A 17,767-nucleotide genomic window follows, 5' to 3' on the forward strand; every position below is an offset into this window, starting at 1 on the left:
CGAAGCGGCCGTGCTGCCGCCACCGCGGCGCCCGTCCGCGCCGCCGGCGCGTGCCGCCTCCGCTGCCGTGGAGGAGCCCCCGGCCTGGCACGACGAGGCGCCGCCGTGGGAGGACGACGCCGGCTGGCAGGGCAGTGCCGCGGCGCCCGAAGCGCCGGCGGAGCCGGCTGAACCGTTGAGCGCGCAGCCACCGGCGCGGGCGCGGCCCCAGCCGCAGCTGCAGCAGCAGCCGCCGGCGGAGGCTGTGGCCGAGCTCGCGCCCACCGCGCTGGGCGAGCGCTGGGTCGGGGTGGTGCAGCAGCTCAAGCTGCTCGCGCTGGTGCGCGAGCTGGCAATGCAGTCCGAGCTGGTTGCCGCCGAGGAGGCCGATGCCCCGCTGTGGCGTCTGCGCGTGGAGCGCGAGTCGCTGCGCAACCCAGCACTGTGCGAGAAGCTGCAGGCCGCGCTGCGCGAGGCCGTGCACCCGGCGCTGCGCCTGGAGGTCGAGGCCGGCCGCGCGCAGGACTCCCCCGCGCTGCGCGAGGCCGCCGAGCGCGACCGGCGCCAGCGCCAGGCCGAGCGCATCATCCACGACGACCCGCTGGTGCAGCAGCTGCTCCAGCGCTACCCCACGGCACGCATCGTGCCGGGCTCGATCAAGCCGAACTGATCCGACAAACCGAACCCAACCGAAAAGGAACTCACGATGTTGAAGGGACAACTGGCCGGCCTGATGAAGCAGGCGCAGGCGATGCAGGACAACCTCAAGAAGGCCCAGGAAGAGCTGGCCAACGTCGAGGTCGAAGGGCAGTCCGGCGCCGGGCTGGTCAAGATCACGATGACGTGCAAGCACGACGTCAAGCGCGTGACCATCGACCCGAGCCTGCTGGCCGACGACAAGGACATGCTCGAAGACCTGGTGGCCGCGGCCTTCAACGACGCCGTGCGCCGCGCCGAGACCGTGAGCCAGGAAAAGATGTCCAAGCTCACCGCCGGCATGCCGCTGCCCCCGGGCATGAAGTTCCCGTTCTGACCGCGGCGGCTACTGCTTGGACGCGCCGGCCCCGAGCCATCTCGACGCGTTGATCGACGCGTTGCGCCGCCTGCCTGGCGTGGGCGTGAAGTCGGCGCAGCGCATGGCCTACCACCTGCTGCAGCACGACCGCGCCAGCGCCCAGCGCCTGGCCGCGGCGCTGCAGGCCGCCGTCGAGCACGTGGGCCATTGCCGCCGCTGCCACGGCCTGAGCGAGAGCGAGTTCTGCGCCATCTGCGCCGACCCCGAGCGCGACGCGCGCCAGCTGTGCGTGGTCGAAGGCCCGGCCGACCTGGCCGCGCTGGAGCGCACCGGCAGCTACCGCGGCCTGTATTTCGTCCTGAGAGGGCGGCTCAGCCCGCTCGACGGCGTGGGTGCGCGCGACATCGGCGCGGCCGAGCTGCTGCAGCGTGCCGCCGACGCCCCAGTGCAGGAAGTCATCCTGGCCACCAGCTTCACCGCCGAGGGCGAAGCCACTGCCCACGTGCTGGCCCAGGCGCTCAAGGCGCGCGGCCTGCAGGTCACCCGGCTGGCCCGCGGCGTGCCCGCGGGCAGCGAGCTCGAATACGTGGACCTGTCCACCATCGCCCACGCCCTGGTCGATCGGCGCTGAAGTCCCTGCGGCGGCGGCGCCGCCACGGTTGCTTTCGCCGTCGCGTTCCCTTGCTTGGTTGGCTCCTGCGGGCTGTCCAGCGCACCTGTTTTTCACACGGTGCCGCATGTTTCTGCGTGTTTACGCCGGGTAGCAAATATGCTGGAGTTGCTACTTTGGAAGCGTGTTTGTCGGCATTCCTTACAGTTTCATCATTTCGTGAAAGTTACATGAGACTAAGTTGTTGATTTCAAACAATGTGCGGAAACAGGCACATGTCGTGCATTGAAGGCTCGTCTACAAGATTTTTCACTTTGGTTTCAATTTGAAGGATCTTGCCCGGCAGACTTTTTGACCTTCAACTCTCGGGAAACCCGCACATGAAATCCTTCCTGAAGTCGGCCTATGTGGCCGCATTCCTGGCCGCAGCAGCCAGTGGCCCCGCGTTGGCTGGCAACACGGGTAGCGATTGCACCCCTCCGTTCTGCGCCGCTCCCACGCCGGTGCCCGAGCCCGACACGCTGGCGCTCGTTGTTCTGGGTATTGCGGCCGTTGCCTTCATCAGCAAGAAGAAAAAGTAAGGCAGCCGCAACCGGCATCACGGATGGCTGGCACTTGTCGGTGCTGGCCGCGTGACGCTTCAGGCATCACGGTCTTTGCAAGATTGATCTGGGTGCCTGCCGGATGGAAATTCTGCAGCGTTTTCAACCATTCAGCTGAGCGGGTAATCGTCGGCCCGTGTCCCGCTCGCACTCTTTTACGCCATTTCCCATGTCTACACTGAATTTCAGCTATTCATCTTTTCCGGGAATCTCTGCCGGCAACAATCCCAGTTATCTTGATTTGCTGGTCACGAATAATGATACGTTCAGCCTGACCGGAAGTGGAACGTACTACGATGCGTGGTGTCTCAATGGTGCAGTAAGCATTTCTCCCGGCGACTACAGGTCGGTGACGATTTACTCGTCGTACGAGGTGGCTGCGCAGCAGTTGAGCCTGCCTGGGCTGACCTTGAGCGCGACAGCCGCCGCCAATCTGGACAATGTCAACTGGCTGATCAATTACTACAGCCAGAACGCCGCCTCGTTGCCAATTCTCACGCTTACCGATATTCAAGGGGCAGTGTGGAAGCTGATGGGCACCAGCAACGACGGGCGCCTTGTTCAGAATGCCGCGAATATCAACTATTACTACAACCTGGCGCTTGCCCATGACGGGTACGTGCCGGACGCAGGTGAAACCATTGGCGTGATCCTGACGCCGACATTCGCCAACGGTAATCCGGCGCAGCCGCTTTTCATGCAGACGCAGGCGGCGAAGCTGGGCAACCATGTCTGGCATGACCTCAACGCCAACGGTATTCAGGATGCCGGAGAACAAGGTATTGCCGGCGCGACCGTTCAACTCGTGCGTGACCGGAATGGCGACGGTCGCATCAGTGCGGACGAGGTGCTGGGCACCACGCTGACTGACGCCAGTGGTTATTACAGCTTCAAGGGGCTGACGCCGGGTCTGCAATACCAAGTGCAGTTCACGCAGCCGACCGGGTTCGATGCTGCAAGTCCGCGACAAATTGATAATAATGCCAATTCCGGCGTCAATAGCGATGGGGCGCTGTCCAGCGTCGTCGTGCTCAGGCCGGGCGAGACCAACAACAGCATCGACGCCGGCTTCTACAAGAACGCCTCCCTCGGTGACCGCGTCTGGGAGGACACCAACGGCGACGGCCGGCAGGACGCGGGCGAGGCCGGCATCACCGGCGTGACGGTGAACCTGCGCAACGCTGCGGGCACCATCGTGGCCACGACCACGACCGACGCGCAGGGCAACTACCGCTTCGACGGCCTGAAACCCGGCACCTACGACGTGCAGTTCGTGACGCCAACCGGCTTCACGGTCACGCGCCAGGACATTGGCAGCGATGCTGCCGACAGCGACATCAACGCCACCGGCATCACCGGCCAATACACGCTCGTGTCCGGCGACGCCGTCACGACCGTGGACGCGGGCTTCTACCGCACGGCTTCGCTGGGTGACCGGCTCTGGCTCGACGCCAACGCAAACGGCCAGCAGGATGACGGTGAACAGGGTATCGCCGGCCAGACCGTCACGCTTATCGGCGGCGGCGCCGACGGCGTCATCGGCACGGGCGACGACGTCACCGTCGCCACGATGGTTACGGACGCTAATGGCAACTACCGCTTCACGGGCCTGACCCCGGGCGTGCAGTACCAGGTCGTGTTCACGAAGCCTGCCGGCACGGTGTTCACCGACCGGGACATCGGCGCCGACGCGACCGACTCCGACGCCGACACTGCCACCGGCAAGAGCCAGGTCGTGACGCTGGCGTCGGGCGAAGACAACCGCACGGTGGATGCTGGCGTGTACGCGCCGGCCAGCCTGGGTGACCGCGTCTGGGAAGACAGCAACGGCGACGGCCGGCAGGACACGGGCGAGGCCGGCATCGCCGGCGTGACGGTCAGGCTGCGGGACGCCAACGGCGTCGTCGTGGCCACGACCACGACCGACGCGCAGGGCAACTATCGCTTCGACGGCCTGAAACCCGGCACCTACGACGTGCAGTTCGTGACGCCGACCGGCTTCACGGTCACGCGCCAGGACATTGGCAGCGATGCTGCCGACAGCGACATCAACGCCACCGGCATCACCGGCCAGTACACGCTCGTGTCCGGCGACGCCGTCACGACGGTGGACGCGGGCTTCTACCGCACGGCCAGCTTGGGCGACCGCCTCTGGCTCGACGCCAACGCCAACGGCCAGCAGGATGACGGCGAACAGGGTATCGCCGGCCAGACCGTCACGCTCATCGGCGGCGGCGCCGATGGCGTCATCGGCACGGGCGACGATGTCACCGTCGCCACGATGGTCACGGACGCCAACGGCAACTACCGCTTCACCGGCCTGACGCCCGGCGTGCAGTACCAGGTCGTGTTCACGAAGCCTGCCGGCACGGTGTTCACCGACCGGGACATCGGCGCGGACGCGACCGACTCCGACGCCGACACCGCCACCGGCAAGAGCCAGGTCGTGACGCTGACTTCGGGCGAGGACAACCGCACGGTGGACGCCGGCGTGTACGCGCCGGCCAGCCTGGGCGACCGCGTCTGGGAAGACAGCAACGGCGACGGCCGGCAGGACACGGGCGAGGCCGGCATTGCCGGCGTGACGGTTAGGCTGCGCGATGCCAACGGTGTCGTCGTAGCCACGACCACCACCGACGCCACCGGCGCCTACAGCTTTACGAACCTGAAGCCAGGCACCTACGACGTGCAGTTCGTGACGCCCGACGGCTTCACCGTCACGCGCCACGACGTAGGCGGCAATGACGCTGCTGACAGCGACGCCGGCAGCAACGGCATCACCGGCCAGTACACGCTCGTGTCCGGCGACGCCGTCACGACGGTGGACGCGGGCTTCTACCGTGGCGCCAGCCTGGGCGACCGCCTTTGGCTCGATGCCAACGCCAACGGCCAGCAGGACGCAGGCGAAGCCGGCATCGCCGGCCAGACCGTCACGCTCATCGGCGGCGGCGCCGATGGCGTCATCGGCACGGGCGACGACGTCACCGTGGCCACGATGGTCACGGACGCCAATGGCAACTACCGCTTCACCGGCCTGACGCCCGGCGTGCAGTACCAGGTCGTGTTCACGAAGCCTGCCGACACGGTGTTCACCGACCGGGACATCGGCGCGGACGCGACCGACTCCGACGCCGACACCGCCACCGGCAAGAGCCAGGTCGTGACGCTGACTTCGGGCGAAGACAACCGCACGGTGGACGCCGGCGTGTACACGCCGGCCAGCCTGGGCGACCGCGTCTGGGAAGACAGCAACGGCAACGGCCAGCAGGACGCGGGCGAGGCCGGCATCGCCGGCGTGACGGTGAACCTGCGCGACACGGCGGGCGCCGTCATCGCCACGACCACGACCGACGCGCAAGGCAACTACCGCTTCGACGGCCTGAAGCCCGGCACCTACGACGTGCAGTTCGTGACGCCCAACGGCTTCACCGTCACGCGCCAGGACGTGGGTGGCAATGACGCTACGGACTCCGACGCCAACACGAACGGCATCACCGGCCAGTACACGCTCGTGTCCGGCGACGCCGTCACGACGGTGGACGCCGGCTTCTACCGCACGGCCAGCCTGGGTGACCGCCTCTGGCTCGACGCCAACGCCAATGGCCAGCAGGACGTGGGCGAAGCCGGCATCGCCGGCCAAGCCGTCACCCTCATCGGCGGCGGCGCCGATGGCGTCATCGGCACGGCCGATGACACCACCGTGGCGACCATGGTCACGGATTCCAACGGCAACTACCGCTTCACCGGCCTGTCGCCTGGCGTGCAGTACCAAGTGGTTTTCACCCGACCCGCGGGCACGGTGTTCACCGGCCAGGACGTGGGCGCCGACGCCACCGACTCCGACGCCGACACTGCCACCGGCAAGAGCCAGGTCGTGACGCTGGCCTCGGGCGAAGACAACCGCACGGTGGACGCCGGCGTGTACGCGCCGGCCAGCCTGGGTGACCGCGTCTGGGAAGACACCAACGGCAACGGCCGGCAGGACGCGGGCGAGGCCGGCATCGCCGGCGTGACGGTGAACCTGCGCAACGCTGCGGGCACCATCGTGGCCACGACCACGACCGACGCGCAGGGCAATTACCGCTTCGACGGCCTGAAGCCCGGCACCTACGACGTGCAGTTCGTGACGCCCAACGGCTTCACCGTCACGCGCCAGGACATCGGCAGCGACGCCGCCGACTCCGACGCCGGCAGCAACGGCATCACCGGCCAGTACACGCTCGTGTCCGGCGACGCCGTCACGACGGTGGACGCCGGCTTCTACCGCACGGCCAGCCTGGGTGACCGCCTCTGGCTCGACGCCAACGCCAATGGCCAGCAGGACGTGGGCGAAGCCGGCATCGCCGGCCAAGCCGTCACGCTCATCGGCGGCGGCGCCGATGGCGTCATCGGCACGGGCGACGACGTCACCGTGGCCACGATGGTCACGGACGCCAACGGCAACTACCGCTTCACGGGCCTGACCCCGGGCGTGCAGTACCAGGTCGTGTTCACGAAGCCGGCCGGCACGGTGTTCACCGACCGGGACATCGGCGCCGACGCGACCGACTCCGACGCCGACACCGCCACCGGCAAGAGCCAGGTCGTGACGCTGGCGTCGGGCGAAGACAACCGCACGGTGGATGCTGGCGTGTACGCGCCGGCCAGCCTGGGTGACCGCGTCTGGGAAGACAGCAATGGCGACGGCCGGCAGGACACGGGCGAGGCCGGCATCGCCGGCGTGACGGTGAACCTGCGCAACGCTGCGGGCGCCATCGTGGCCACGACCACGACCGACGCGCAGGGCAACTATCGCTTCGACGGCCTGAAGCCCGGCACCTACGACGTGCAGTTCGTGACGCCCAACGGCTTCACCGTCACGCGCCAGGACATCGGCAGCGACGCCGCTGACTCCGATGCCAACAGCAACGGCATCACCGGCCAGTACACGCTCGTGTCCGGCGACGCCGTCACGACGGTGGACGCGGGCTTCTACCGTGGCGCCAGCCTGGGCGACCGCCTTTGGCTCGATGCCAACGCCAACGGCCAGCAGGACGCAGGCGAAGCCGGCATCGCCGGCCAGACCGTCACGCTCATCGGCGGCGGCGCCGATGGCGTCATCGGCACGGGCGACGACGTCACCGTGGCCACGATGGTCACGGACGCCAATGGCAACTACCGCTTCACGGGCCTGACCCCGGGCGTGCAGTACCAGGTCGTGTTCACGAAGCCCGCCGGCACGGTGTTCACCGAACGGGACATCGGCGCCGACGCGACCGACTCCGACGCCGACACCGCCACCGGCAAGAGCCCGGTCGTGACGCTGACTTCGGGCGAAGACAACCGCACGGTGGACGCCGGCGTGTACACGCCGGCCAGCCTGGGCGACCGCGTCTGGGAGGACACCAACGGCAACGGCCAGCAGGACGCGGGCGAGGCCGGCATTGCTGGCGTGACGGTGAACCTGCGCAACGCTGCGGGCACCATCGTGGCCACGACCACGACCGACGCGCAGGGCAACTACCGCTTCGATGGCCTCAAGCCCGGCACCTACGACGTGCAGTTCGTGACGCCCAACGGCTTCACCGTCACGCGCCAGGACATCGTCAGCGACGCCGCCGACTCCGATGCCAACAGCAACGGCATCACCGGCCAGTACACGCTCGTGTCCGGCGACGCCGTCACGACCGTGGACGCGGGCTTTTACAAGGCCGCGGCGCTGGGTGACCGGCTGTGGCTGGACGCGAACCGCAACGGCGTGCAGGACGCAGGCGAGCAGGGTGTCGCCGGCCAGGCCGTCACGCTCATCGGCGGCGGCGCCGACGGCGTCATCGGCACGGCCGACGACGTCACCGTCGCCACGATGGTCACGGACGCCAACGGCAACTACCGCTTCACCGGCCTGACGCCTGGCGTTCAGTACCAGGTGGTGTTCGGCAAGCCTGCCAACACCGTGTTCACGCCGCGCGACGCCGGCGGCGACGATGCCGCGGACTCCGACGTGGACACCGCCACCGGCAAGTCCCAGGTCGTCACGCTGGCCTCCGGAGAGGACAACCGCACGCTCGACGCCGGCGTGTGGGCGCCCACCGTGGGCATCGACATCGAGAAGCTCGTGCACGGCGAGTACACCGTGCAGACGGCCGGCGGCGGCACCGAGGGCCTGACGCCGGGCTTCTGGAAGAACCACAGCAGCTACGGTCCCTCGCCGCTGGCGGGCTGGCCCGAAACCGGCCTGTCGCCCGACGCCAGCTACGAGCAGATCTTCGGCGTGGACGTCCCCGGCGCGGCGCCCACGCTGCTGCAGGCGCTGGGCGCCGGCGGCGGCGGCGTCAATGCGCTGCTGCGCCACTCGGCTGCGGCGCTGCTCAATGCCTCCAATCCCAACATCGACTACCTCTACACCCGCGAGCAGGTCGTCTCGATGGTCAAGGCCGCCTTCGCCAGCGGCAGCTATGACGGCACCAAGGACCTGTTCGCCGTCCAGAACGAGAAGGAGGCCGACCTCACCACGCCGGCCAGCGGCGGCAGCGTGGCCGTCGTGACCGCCGACGTCGACGCCGACAGCGCCGCCGAGGCGCCCTTCATCCAGGCCGGCGGCAAGGCGGTCTACACCTACGTGGTGAAGAACACCGGTAACGCCGAGATCGCCGACGTGCGCGTGGTGGACGACCGCATCGCCACGCTCAAGTTCGTCGGCGGCGACACCGACGGCGACGGCCGCCTCGACGTGGGCGAGACCTGGACCTACACCGCCAGCGAGACCGTGGCCGCCAACGCCACCGTGGTCAACAACGCCACCGTCACCGGCCGCGACGTGCTGCTGGGACAGACCGTCACCGACAGCGACGCCGCCTGGGTCACCAGCGCCACCGCCTCGGCCACGACGCAGACGCTGGGCGACCGCGTCTGGCTCGATGCCAACGGCAACGGCCGGCAGGACGCGGGCGAGGCCGGCATCGCCGGCGTTACGGTGCAGCTCAAGAGCAGCACCGGCACCGTGCTGCAGACCACCACCACCGACGCCAGCGGCAACTACAGCTTCAGCGTCGCCGCCGGCACCTACGTGGTGAGCATCGTCGCGCCCGCGGGCTACCAGGTCACGGCCAAGGACCAGGGCGGCAACGACGCCATCGACAGCGACTTCAACGCCGCGACCCAGTCCACCGACGCCGTCACCGTCACCGCCGGCGTGCAGAAGCTCACCGTGGACGCCGGCCTGTACCAGGCCGCCAGCCTGGGCGACCGCGTTTGGCTCGACGCCAACGGCAACGGCGTGCAGGACAGCGGCGAAGCGGGCGTCTCCGGCGTCAAGGTCACCCTCGTCGGCGCCACCGGCGCGGCGCTGCAGACGGCCACCACGGATGCCAGCGGCAACTACCTCTTCACCGCGCTGACGCCGGGCACCTACAGCGTCAGGTTCGACCTCTCCACGCTGCCCGCGGGCTACGTCGCCACCGCGCGTGACGCCGGCGGCAACGACGCCCTCGACAGCGATGCCGACGCCGCCACCGGCGCCACCGCGCAGGTCACGCTGGCCTCGGGCCAGGCCGAGCGCAGCCTGGACCTCGGCATCAAGGCCGGCAGCCTGGGCATCGACGTGGAGAAGCTCGTCCGCGGCGAATACACCACGCCGGGCAACGGCGGCGGCACCGAGGGCCTGTCGCCGGGCTTCTGGAAGACGCACAGCGTCTACGGCAGCGCCGGGCTGTCGGGCTGGCCCGAGACCGGGCTGTCGGCCGATGCCAGCTACGCGGCGCTCTTCGGCGTGCCGGCCGCCGGCACCGCCACGCTGTACCAGGCGCTGAGCACGGGCGGCGGCGGCATGGCGGCGCTGATGCGCCAGTCCGCCGCGGCGCTGCTCAACGCCGCGAACCCCTACGTGGACTACCTCTACACCCGTGAGCAGATCGTCTCGATGGTGCAGAAGGCCTTCGCCACGGGCGACTACGCCACGCCGGCCAACCTGTTCCAGGCGCAGAACAGCCTGGGTGCCGACCTGAGCACGCCGGCCACGGGCGGCGCCAGCACCGTGATCACGGCCGACGTGGACGCCGACACCGCCGGCAGCGGCCCGGTCGTCCCGGTCGGCGGCAAGGCGGTCTACACCTACGTGGTGAAGAACACCGGCACGGTGGCGCTGTCCAACGTGACGCTGGGCGACGACCGCCTCAGCGGCATCACCTTCACCGGCGGCGACGCCAACGCCAACGGCCGCCTCGACGCGGGCGAGACCTGGACCTACCGGGCCAGCGAGACCGTCACCAGCGGCCTCACCTACGGCGGTACCGCCACCGTCACCGGCACCGACGCGACCTCGGGCCAGAAGGTCAGCGACAGCGACGCGGCCTGGCTGTCCACGCCCGCGGCACCGTTGCAGTCCATCGGCGACCGCGTCTGGCTCGACGCCAACGCCAACGGCCTCCAGGACGCGGGCGAGGAGGGCCTGGCCGGCGTGACGGTGCAGCTGCGCAACACCGCCGGCACGGTGCTGCAGACGGCCGTGACCGACGCCAACGGCAACTACGCCTTCAACGTCGGCACGGGCAGCTACGTGGTGGGCATCGTCACGCCCACGGGCTGGCTGCTCAGCGGCAAGGACAAGGGCACCAACGATGCCCTCGACAGCGACTTCGACCCCACCACCAAGGTCACGGCCGCCGTCACGGTGGCTTCGGGCCAGCACGTGCAGTCGGTGGACGCGGGCCTCTACCAGAGGGCCTTGCTCACCGACCGCGTCTGGTGCGACGCCAACGGCAACGGCCTGCAGGACAGCGGCGAGGCCGGCGTCAGCGGCGTCACGGTCCGGCTGCTCGACGCCACCGGCACCACGGTGCTGGCCACCACCACCACCGACACCGGCGGCAACTACAGCTTCGCCAACCTCACGCCCGGCAACTACCGCATCCAGGTCGTCAAGCCCAGCGGCTACCAGGCCTTCACCACGGCCCACGCGGGCAGCAACGAGGCGGTGGACTCCGACGTGGACGCTGCCGGCCTGGCGCAGGTGAGCCTGGCTTCGGGCAGCAACACCAACCTGGCGGACGCCGGCTTCGCGCCCAACCAGGTGTCGCTGACCTACAGCTTCGACGGCAGCTCCGCCACCAGCGGCAGCTACGGCAACAGCCGCAGCTGGACCGTGGGCGGCGTCACCGTCACGGCCACCGCCTGGAGCCGCGACGGCAACGGCACGTGGAGCAAGGCCTACCTGGGCGCCTTCAGCGGCGGCCTGGGCGTGACCGACAGCAGCGAGAGCGGTTCGGGCGTCACGCACACCATCGACAACGTCGGGCGCTACAACTTCGTCGTCTACCAGTTCTCGCAGAGCGTGGTGGTGGACAAGGCCTGGCTGGGCTACGTCTACAACGACAGCGACCTCGCGGCCTTCGTCGGCAACTCGGCCACGTCGCTGACCTCGCTGAGCGATTCGGCCCTGCTGGCCATGAGCTACGAGGCCAACGACACCACGTCCACGACCACGCGCTGGGCCGACCTGAACTCCGCGGGCGTGGCCGGCAACGTGCTCGTCATCGGCGCGAGCATCAGCGATTCCACCCCGGACGACTACTTCAAGGTCAGCCAGCTCACGGTGTCGGCGAAGTCCACCACCATCACGCCCATTGCCATCGACCTCGACGGCGACGGCGTGATCCAGACGGTGGCGCGCGCCGATGCGACCGGCAGCTTCGACCTGACGGGCGACGGCCGCGCCATCGCCTCGGGCTGGATCGCCCCGGGCGACGCGCTGCTGGCGGTGGACGCCAACGGCAACGGCCGCATCGACGACATCCATGAGCTCTTCGGCGGCACGGCGCAGGGCGACGGCTTCAACAAGCTGGCGGCCTTCGACAGCAACGGCGACGGCCAGGTCGATGCGCAGGACGCGCGCTTCGGCGAGCTGCTGGTCTGGCGCGACCTCGACGGCAACCACCAGAGCAGCGCCGACGAGCTGCAGACGCTGGCGCAGGCCGGCGTGCGCAGCCTGAACGTGTCGTACACGCTGCAACCCTTCTGGGACGCGCAGGGCAACCTGCACCTGGAAAGCAGCTCGGCCACCATGGCCGACGGCCGCCAGGCCCAGCTCACCGACGTGCACTTCGACACCGAGCTGGGCGCGGTGCCGGCGCTGTCGCAGGTGGTGGACGCCGGCGCGTCGCTGGACACGCTGCTCGGCGGCAGCGACACGGTTGCCGGCGCACCGGCGACGGCGGCGGCGGCGGCCGCCGCGCCCGCGGCCACGGCCATCGACGCCGGCTGCGCGGACGCCGCCGAGCTGCTGCGCCAGCTCGCGGCGCAGGCGCAACAGGTGGCCGCCGCAGCCTGACCGGCCGGGTGAGCGGCGGTCCGGGCGGCGTCGGCGTCCCCGCCGCCGCCTGCTGGCGAACCTTGGCCGAACCGTGAACTTACCGGCCGGCGTGCATCTCCCGCAGGCCGGCCGGTAGTCCAATTCCGCCAGCAATCCTCAACCCGCCGCCGGCCGTTCGCGCCGGCGGCTCCATTCCATGAACGAGTCCCTCGCGCAGCCGCCCGTGGCCGGCGCCCAAGACGGCGTGCCGCTGCACGAAGCCGTGGTGTTCCTGGCGCGCTTCTTCGGCACGCCGGTGGCGCTGGAGCGGCTGCGCCAGGCGCTGGTGCTTGCCGGCGGCGCGGCCGACCCGGCCGAGGCGCTGGCCACGCTGCTGCGCCAGGCCGGCCTGGCCGGCACGGCGCTGGACACGCGCCGCGCGCCGCCGCGCGCCACCGAACTGCCCGCGCTGCTGCTCGACGGCGAGCGCGCGCTGGTGGTGCTGGCGCTGCGCGAGGACGGCGGCTTCGAGGCGCACCTGCCCGGCGTCGAGGGCAGCCGCGTGATGGACGCCGCCACGCTCGCGCGCGAGTGGGGCGCGGCGCGCTGGACCGCCGTGCGCCCGCTGCTGCACTTCGACCAGCGCAGCCTGCTCTACACGCTGCCGCAGCCCGGGCGCTGGTTCTGGGACACCTTCAACCGCAACCGCTGGATGTTCGGCTGGGCGCTGCTGGGCACGCTGGCGCTGAACGTCTTCGGCGCGCTGCTGCCGTTCTATTCGATGGCGGTGTACGACCGCGTCATCCCGCACGGCGCGCTGGGCAGCCTGGGCGTGCTGACCTCCGCGGCGCTGCTGCTGGCGGGCTTCGAGTTCGTGATGAAGCTGCTGCGCAGCCACCTGCTGGAGTCGGCGGCGCGGCGCATCGACGTCGCGCTCTCCAGCCAGGTCTACGCGCAGGCGCTGCGCCTGCGCGCCGACGCGCGCCCGGCCTCCGGCGGCGTGCTGGCCAACACCGTGCGCGACTTCGAGGCGGTGCGCGACTTCTTCGCCACCGGCACGCTCACCGTGCTGGGCGACCTGCCGTTCATGCTGCTGTACCTGGGCGTGATCGCGCTGGTGGGCGGGCCGCTGGTGGCCGTGCCGCTGCTGTGCATTCCGCTGCTGCTGGGCATCGCCTGGGCCGCGCGGCGGCCGCTGGAGCGCAAGGTGGGCGAGTCGATGCAGGAGTCCAGCCAGCGCACGGCGCACCTGTTCGAGACCATGCACGCGCTGGACACCGTCAAGGCGCTGGGCGCCGAGGCCTGGGCGCGGCGCAAGTGGGAGGCGCTGACGCAGGCCATCGCCCACAACAGCCTGCAGACGCGCGAGATCACCGCGCGCGTGAACTACCTCAGTGCCACGGTGCAGTCGCTGGCCGGCGTGGCGGTGGTGGGCATCGGCGCGTGGCTGGCTTCCGAGCAGGCGATGTCCATGGGCCAGATCATCGCCGTGGGCATGCTCGCCGGCCGCGCGCTGGCGCCGGCCAGCCAGATCGCCGCGCTGGTGCTGCGCTGGGAGCAGACGCGGCTGAGCTACGCCGCGCTCAACAAGATCATGGATGCGCCCACCGACGGCGCCGGCGCCAGCCTGGAAGCGCCGCCGCTGTCCGGCGCGGTCGAGTTCCGCGAGGTCAGCTTCGCCTATCCGGGGCAGCCGCAGGTGGTGGACAAGCTCAGCCTGCGCATTCGCGCCGGGGAGCGCGTGGGCGTCATCGGCCGCCTGGGCTCGGGCAAGAGCACGCTCTTGAAACTCATCCTCAACCAGTACGCGCCGGCGTCGGGCAGCGTGCTGGTGGACGACCTGGTGGTGACGCAGCTCGACCCGCTGTCGCTGCGCCGCCAGGTCGGCTACGTGCCGCAGGACGTGACGCTGTTCCACGGCACGCTGCGCGAGAACGTGGAGCTCGGCCGCGTGCAGGGCGACGACGCGGCGCTGCTGGCGGCGCTGCGCGCCTCGGGCCTGGACGAGATCGTGGCGCAGCTGCCCGAAGGCGTGGGCACGCCCGTGGGCGAGCGCGGCGAGCGGCTCTCCGGCGGCCAGCGCCAGGCCGTGGCCGTGGCGCGCGCGCTGCTGCACCGCCCGCGGCTGCTGCTGCTCGACGAGCCCAGCTCGATGGCCGACCCGGCCTCGGAGCAGAAGCTCATCCACCGGCTGCGCGCGCTGCCCGACACCACCATCGTGCTGGTCACGCACCGCATGGCGATGCTGGCGCTGGTGGACCGCCTCGTGGTGATGGAGCGCGGCCGCGTCGTGGCCGACGGCCCGCGCGACGAGGTGCTCAAGACGCTGTCGCAGCCGCCGGTGGCGGCGGCGCGCGGCGGTGCGGGCAGGGGCGCCGACAGCCCCGCCGCCGCGCCGGCCACGGTTGCGGCTGCAACCGCCACGGAAACCGCGGGAGCGCCGGCATGAGCGCGATCGAGATGCGCAGCCTGCCGCACGACCCGGACCAGGGCGCGCGCCGCACGGTGGCGGCGATGGTGGGCGTGATGCTGCTGTTCGTGGTGGTGGCGCTGGGCTGGGCCGCGCTGGCGCAGCTCGACGTGGCGGTGCAGGCGCGCGGCAGCGTGGTGCCGCCGAGCCGGCTGCAGGAAGTCGCCAGCCTCGACGGCGGCCTGGTGCAGGAGATGCTCGTGCAGCCGGGCCAGCGCGTGCGCAAGGGCGAGCTGCTGGCGCGGCTGGACACGGCGCAGGCGCAGGCCAGCCTGGGCGAGAACCGGCAGCAGCGCCTGGCGGCCCTGGCCGGCCGGGCGCGCGCCGACGCGCTGCTGGCGGGCACGGCGCCGCGCTTCGAGGAGGCCTGGCGCCAGGAGGCGCCCGATCTGATCGACAAGGAGACCCAGCTCTGGCGCGACGCGCTGGCCGAGCAGCGCGCGGCGCTGGCCGCGGCGCGCGAGGGCATCCAGCGCCGCCGTGGCGAGCTGACCGAGGCGCAGGCGCGCATCGACGCGCTGCAGGGCACGCTGAAAGTGGCGCAGGAGGCGTTCCAGATCGAGGAGCGGCTCTGGCGCGAGGGCGCGGGCGCGCGCGCCGACTTCCTGGCGGCGCAGCAGCGCCTGCTGGCGCAGCAGGCCGAGCTCGACGGGCTGCAGCAGTCGCTGCCGCGGCTGCGCGCGCAGGTGACGGAGGCGCAGTCGCAGGCCGCCGAGGTCGAGTCGCGCACCCGCGCGCAGTGGGGCCAGCAGCGGAGCGAGTTCGAGAGCAAGGCCGCGGCGCTGGGCGCGGTGCAGGGCGGCCACGAGGACCGGCTGTCGCGGCGCGAGGTGCATGCGCCCATGGACGGCGTCGTCAACCGCGTGCTGGTGCCCACGCTGGGCGGCGTGGCCGCGCCGGGCAAGCCGATCGTGGAGATCGTGCCCGACGAGGCGCAGCTGCTGATGGCGCTGCGCGTGAAGCCGGCGGACATCGGCTTCATCCGCGAAGGCCAGGAGGCCGACGTGCGCGTGCTGGCCTATGACACCGCCACCTACGGCCAGATGAAGGCGCGCGTCGTGCGCGTGGGCGCCGACGCCGTGGTGGACGACAAGGGCGAGGCGTACTTCGAGGTGCAGCTCGGCGCCGCGCGCGACCAGATCCGGCTGCACGGCAAGCCGCTGCCGGTGTCGCCGGGCATGCCCGTGGACGCCGGCGTGCTCACCGGCCAGCGCAGCGTGCTGCAGTACCTGATGAAGCCGGTGCTGCGCGGCATCCAGGGCGCGTTGCAGGAGCGGTGAGATGGCAAGCCGTTTCCTCACACCCTCAAGCTCCGCAGAGATTCGCGTTTCCGGCATCCCGTCAGCCACGACGTTTCGCACCCCGATCCGTCATTCCGGCGAAAGCCGGAATCCACGCGCACCGTTGCGGTGGAATGGCCGGCGTTGGCACGTGCCTGCGCTGGCCGGCGAGGCATCGCGGCGTTCGTGGATTCCGGCTTTCGCCGGAATGACGGCATTTCTTCTTCGGCCAGCGTGGCTGGTCGTGCTGGCCGCCCTGGCCGCGCCGGCCTGGAGTGCCGAGTCGCGGGGCCTTGCCGTTGAGCCGGCAACCGCCGGCGAGCCGCTCCCCGCGCTGCTGGCCCGTGCCCTGCCGCGCGACCCGCAGGTGCAGACGGCCCTGGCGCAGCTGGAGATCGCGCGCGAGCGCGAGCGCCAGGCGCGCTCGCGGCTGGGCCCGTCGCTGGTGGCCAGCGCCACCCGCGGCGGGGAGCGCGCCGTCGAGCTCGGCCGGATGCTGGAGCGCCACACCGATCGCGCCGAGGCCGGGCTGCGCTGGAACCTCTACAACTACGGCGACGACGCCGCGGAGCTCGCCGGCGCCGGGCGCGACACGGCCGCCGCGGTGCAGGAGCTGCGCCGCGCGCGCGAGGAAGCGGCCGAGCGCATCGCCACCGCCGCGGCCGAGCTGCAGCGCCTGGACGGCCTGCTGCCGCGCGCGCTGCAGCGCCTGGACGACGTGCAGCGCCTGGTGCGCCAGGTGCAGCGCCAGGCCGAGCTGGGCAAGGCCTCGGACGCCGACGCGCAGCAGGCGCAGGTGTCGCTGCTGGACGCGCAGATCGCCCACGAGCAGCTGCTGCTCGACCGCGAGGGCGCGCAGCGCCGGCTCGCGGTGCTGGCGGGCGAGCCGGTCGGGCCGCTGCAGCCGCTGGCGCAGGACTTCGCGGCCGGCACCGGCGGGGCCGACGCCGCCGTGCCGCCCGACCTGGCCGCCGCGCAGCCCGGCGTGGTGTCGGCGGCGCAGCTGCGCGCGCAGGCCGCGCGCGAGCGGGTGCGGCCGGTGGCCTCGGTGCTGGCGCCGCGCGTGGACCTGGAATACCGCCAGCGCCTGAGCGACCGCACCAGCCCGGCGCTGACCACGGAGCAACAGAACGGCTGGCAGCTCGTGGCGCGCTGGGAGCTGCCGCTGGGCGGCGAGCTGCCATCGCGCCGGCGCGAGACGCAGCGCCGCGCCGAGGCCGCCGAGGCCGAGGCCGAGCGCACGCTGCGCGGCGTGCAGGCCGACCTGGTGGCGCTGGGTCCGCGCGAGGCCGCGTCGCGGCGCGCGCTGGCGCAGCTCGACGACCAGGTGCAGCGCTACGACGCGCTGCTGCGCGCCGCGGCGCTGCAGTTCGACGCCGGCCGGCGCACGCTGGCGCAATTACTGCAGTTGCACGACGCCCGCTTCAATGCGCAACAGCGCCGTGCCGACATGGCACACCAGCTGCGCACGGCGCAGTTGCACCGGCTGGCGCTGGAAGGCTCGCTGCTGCAGGCGCTGCAGCTGGCGTCACAGGAAGACTGAGCGG

The 17,767-nt window shown here is 71.1% G+C and carries 9 protein-coding genes; 8 read left to right on the forward strand and 1 reads right to left on the reverse strand.

Annotated elements, in window-relative coordinates; translation table 11 throughout:
• The 4 genes from FJ694_RS25090 to FJ694_RS25105 form a co-directional block, all read left to right on the forward strand.
• Positions 1–649, forward strand: a 649-nt coding sequence (locus FJ694_RS25090) for a DNA polymerase III subunit gamma/tau C-terminal domain-containing protein (protein ID WP_310735066.1), incomplete at its 5' end; no start/stop codon positions are given.
• Between the two features lie 36 nt (positions 650–685).
• Positions 686–1,012 carry a YbaB/EbfC family nucleoid-associated protein gene (locus FJ694_RS25095; protein ID WP_157270059.1) on the forward strand — a complete coding sequence of 109 codons (327 nt, stop codon included), beginning with the start codon at positions 686–688 and terminating at the stop codon, positions 1,010–1,012.
• Between the two features lie 16 nt (positions 1,013–1,028).
• Entirely contained in the window at positions 1,029–1,625 is a 597-nt protein-coding gene (recR, locus tag FJ694_RS25100) for a recombination mediator RecR (RefSeq protein ID WP_157270060.1), read from the forward strand.
• Between the two features lie 359 nt (positions 1,626–1,984).
• Positions 1,985–2,185, forward strand: a complete 201-nt coding sequence (locus FJ694_RS25105) for a PEP-CTERM sorting domain-containing protein (protein ID WP_157270061.1) — start codon at positions 1,985–1,987, stop codon at positions 2,183–2,185.
• Between the two features lie 214 nt (positions 2,186–2,399).
• On the opposite strand, the gene FJ694_RS36790 is transcribed toward FJ694_RS25105, so the two are convergent.
• Positions 2,400–2,984 (reverse strand): hypothetical protein, encoded by a 585-nt coding sequence (locus tag FJ694_RS36790; protein WP_198320986.1) that lies wholly within the window; start codon positions 2,982–2,984, stop codon positions 2,400–2,402.
• On the opposite strand from FJ694_RS36790, the gene FJ694_RS25110 reads away from it, so the two are divergent.
• From FJ694_RS25110 to FJ694_RS25125, 4 genes are all read left to right on the forward strand, one after another.
• A complete protein-coding gene (locus FJ694_RS25110) occupies positions 2,904–12,509 on the forward strand; it encodes an SdrD B-like domain-containing protein (protein ID WP_198320983.1) in 9,606 nt (3,201 codons plus the stop codon). The two genes, FJ694_RS36790 and FJ694_RS25110, sit on opposite strands and share 81 nt — an antisense overlap.
• A gap of 178 nt (positions 12,510–12,687) precedes the next feature.
• Complete coding sequence (locus FJ694_RS25115) at positions 12,688–14,919, forward strand: type I secretion system permease/ATPase (RefSeq protein ID WP_157270063.1); 2,232 nt, start codon at positions 12,688–12,690, stop codon at positions 14,917–14,919.
• The gene (locus tag FJ694_RS25120; RefSeq protein ID WP_157270064.1) at positions 14,916–16,220 is read left to right on the forward strand and encodes an HlyD family type I secretion periplasmic adaptor subunit; all 1,305 of its coding nucleotides are present in this window, start codon (positions 14,916–14,918) and stop codon (positions 16,218–16,220) included. The genes FJ694_RS25115 and FJ694_RS25120 overlap by 4 nt, the downstream gene beginning before the upstream one ends.
• Positions 16,221–16,428: 208 nt before the next feature.
• On the forward strand, positions 16,429–17,763 hold the full coding sequence (locus tag FJ694_RS25125; protein ID WP_198320984.1) for a TolC family protein: 1,335 nt from the start codon (positions 16,429–16,431) through the stop codon (positions 17,761–17,763).
• Positions 17,764–17,767: the final 4 nt, after the last annotated feature.

The organism is Azohydromonas aeria (genome assembly GCF_009760915.1).
GTDB classification, from domain to species: Bacteria; Pseudomonadota; Gammaproteobacteria; order Burkholderiales; family Burkholderiaceae_C; genus Azohydromonas; species Azohydromonas aeria.

Excerpts from the sequence above, each read along its gene's own strand:
- FJ694_RS25095 (WP_157270059.1), top strand. The coding sequence starts at position 686 with ATGTTGAAGGGACAACTGGCCGGCCTGATGAAGCAGGCGCAGGCGATG.
- FJ694_RS25125 (WP_198320984.1), top strand. The coding sequence starts at position 16,429 with ATGACGGCATTTCTTCTTCGGCCAGCGTGGCTGGTCGTGCTGGCCGCC.
- FJ694_RS25110 (WP_198320983.1), top strand. The coding sequence starts at position 2,904 with ATGCAGACGCAGGCGGCGAAGCTGGGCAACCATGTCTGGCATGACCTC.
- FJ694_RS25115 (WP_157270063.1), top strand. The coding sequence starts at position 12,688 with ATGAACGAGTCCCTCGCGCAGCCGCCCGTGGCCGGCGCCCAAGACGGC.
- FJ694_RS25120 (WP_157270064.1), top strand. The coding sequence starts at position 14,916 with ATGAGCGCGATCGAGATGCGCAGCCTGCCGCACGACCCGGACCAGGGC.
- FJ694_RS25105 (WP_157270061.1), top strand. The coding sequence starts at position 1,985 with ATGAAATCCTTCCTGAAGTCGGCCTATGTGGCCGCATTCCTGGCCGCA.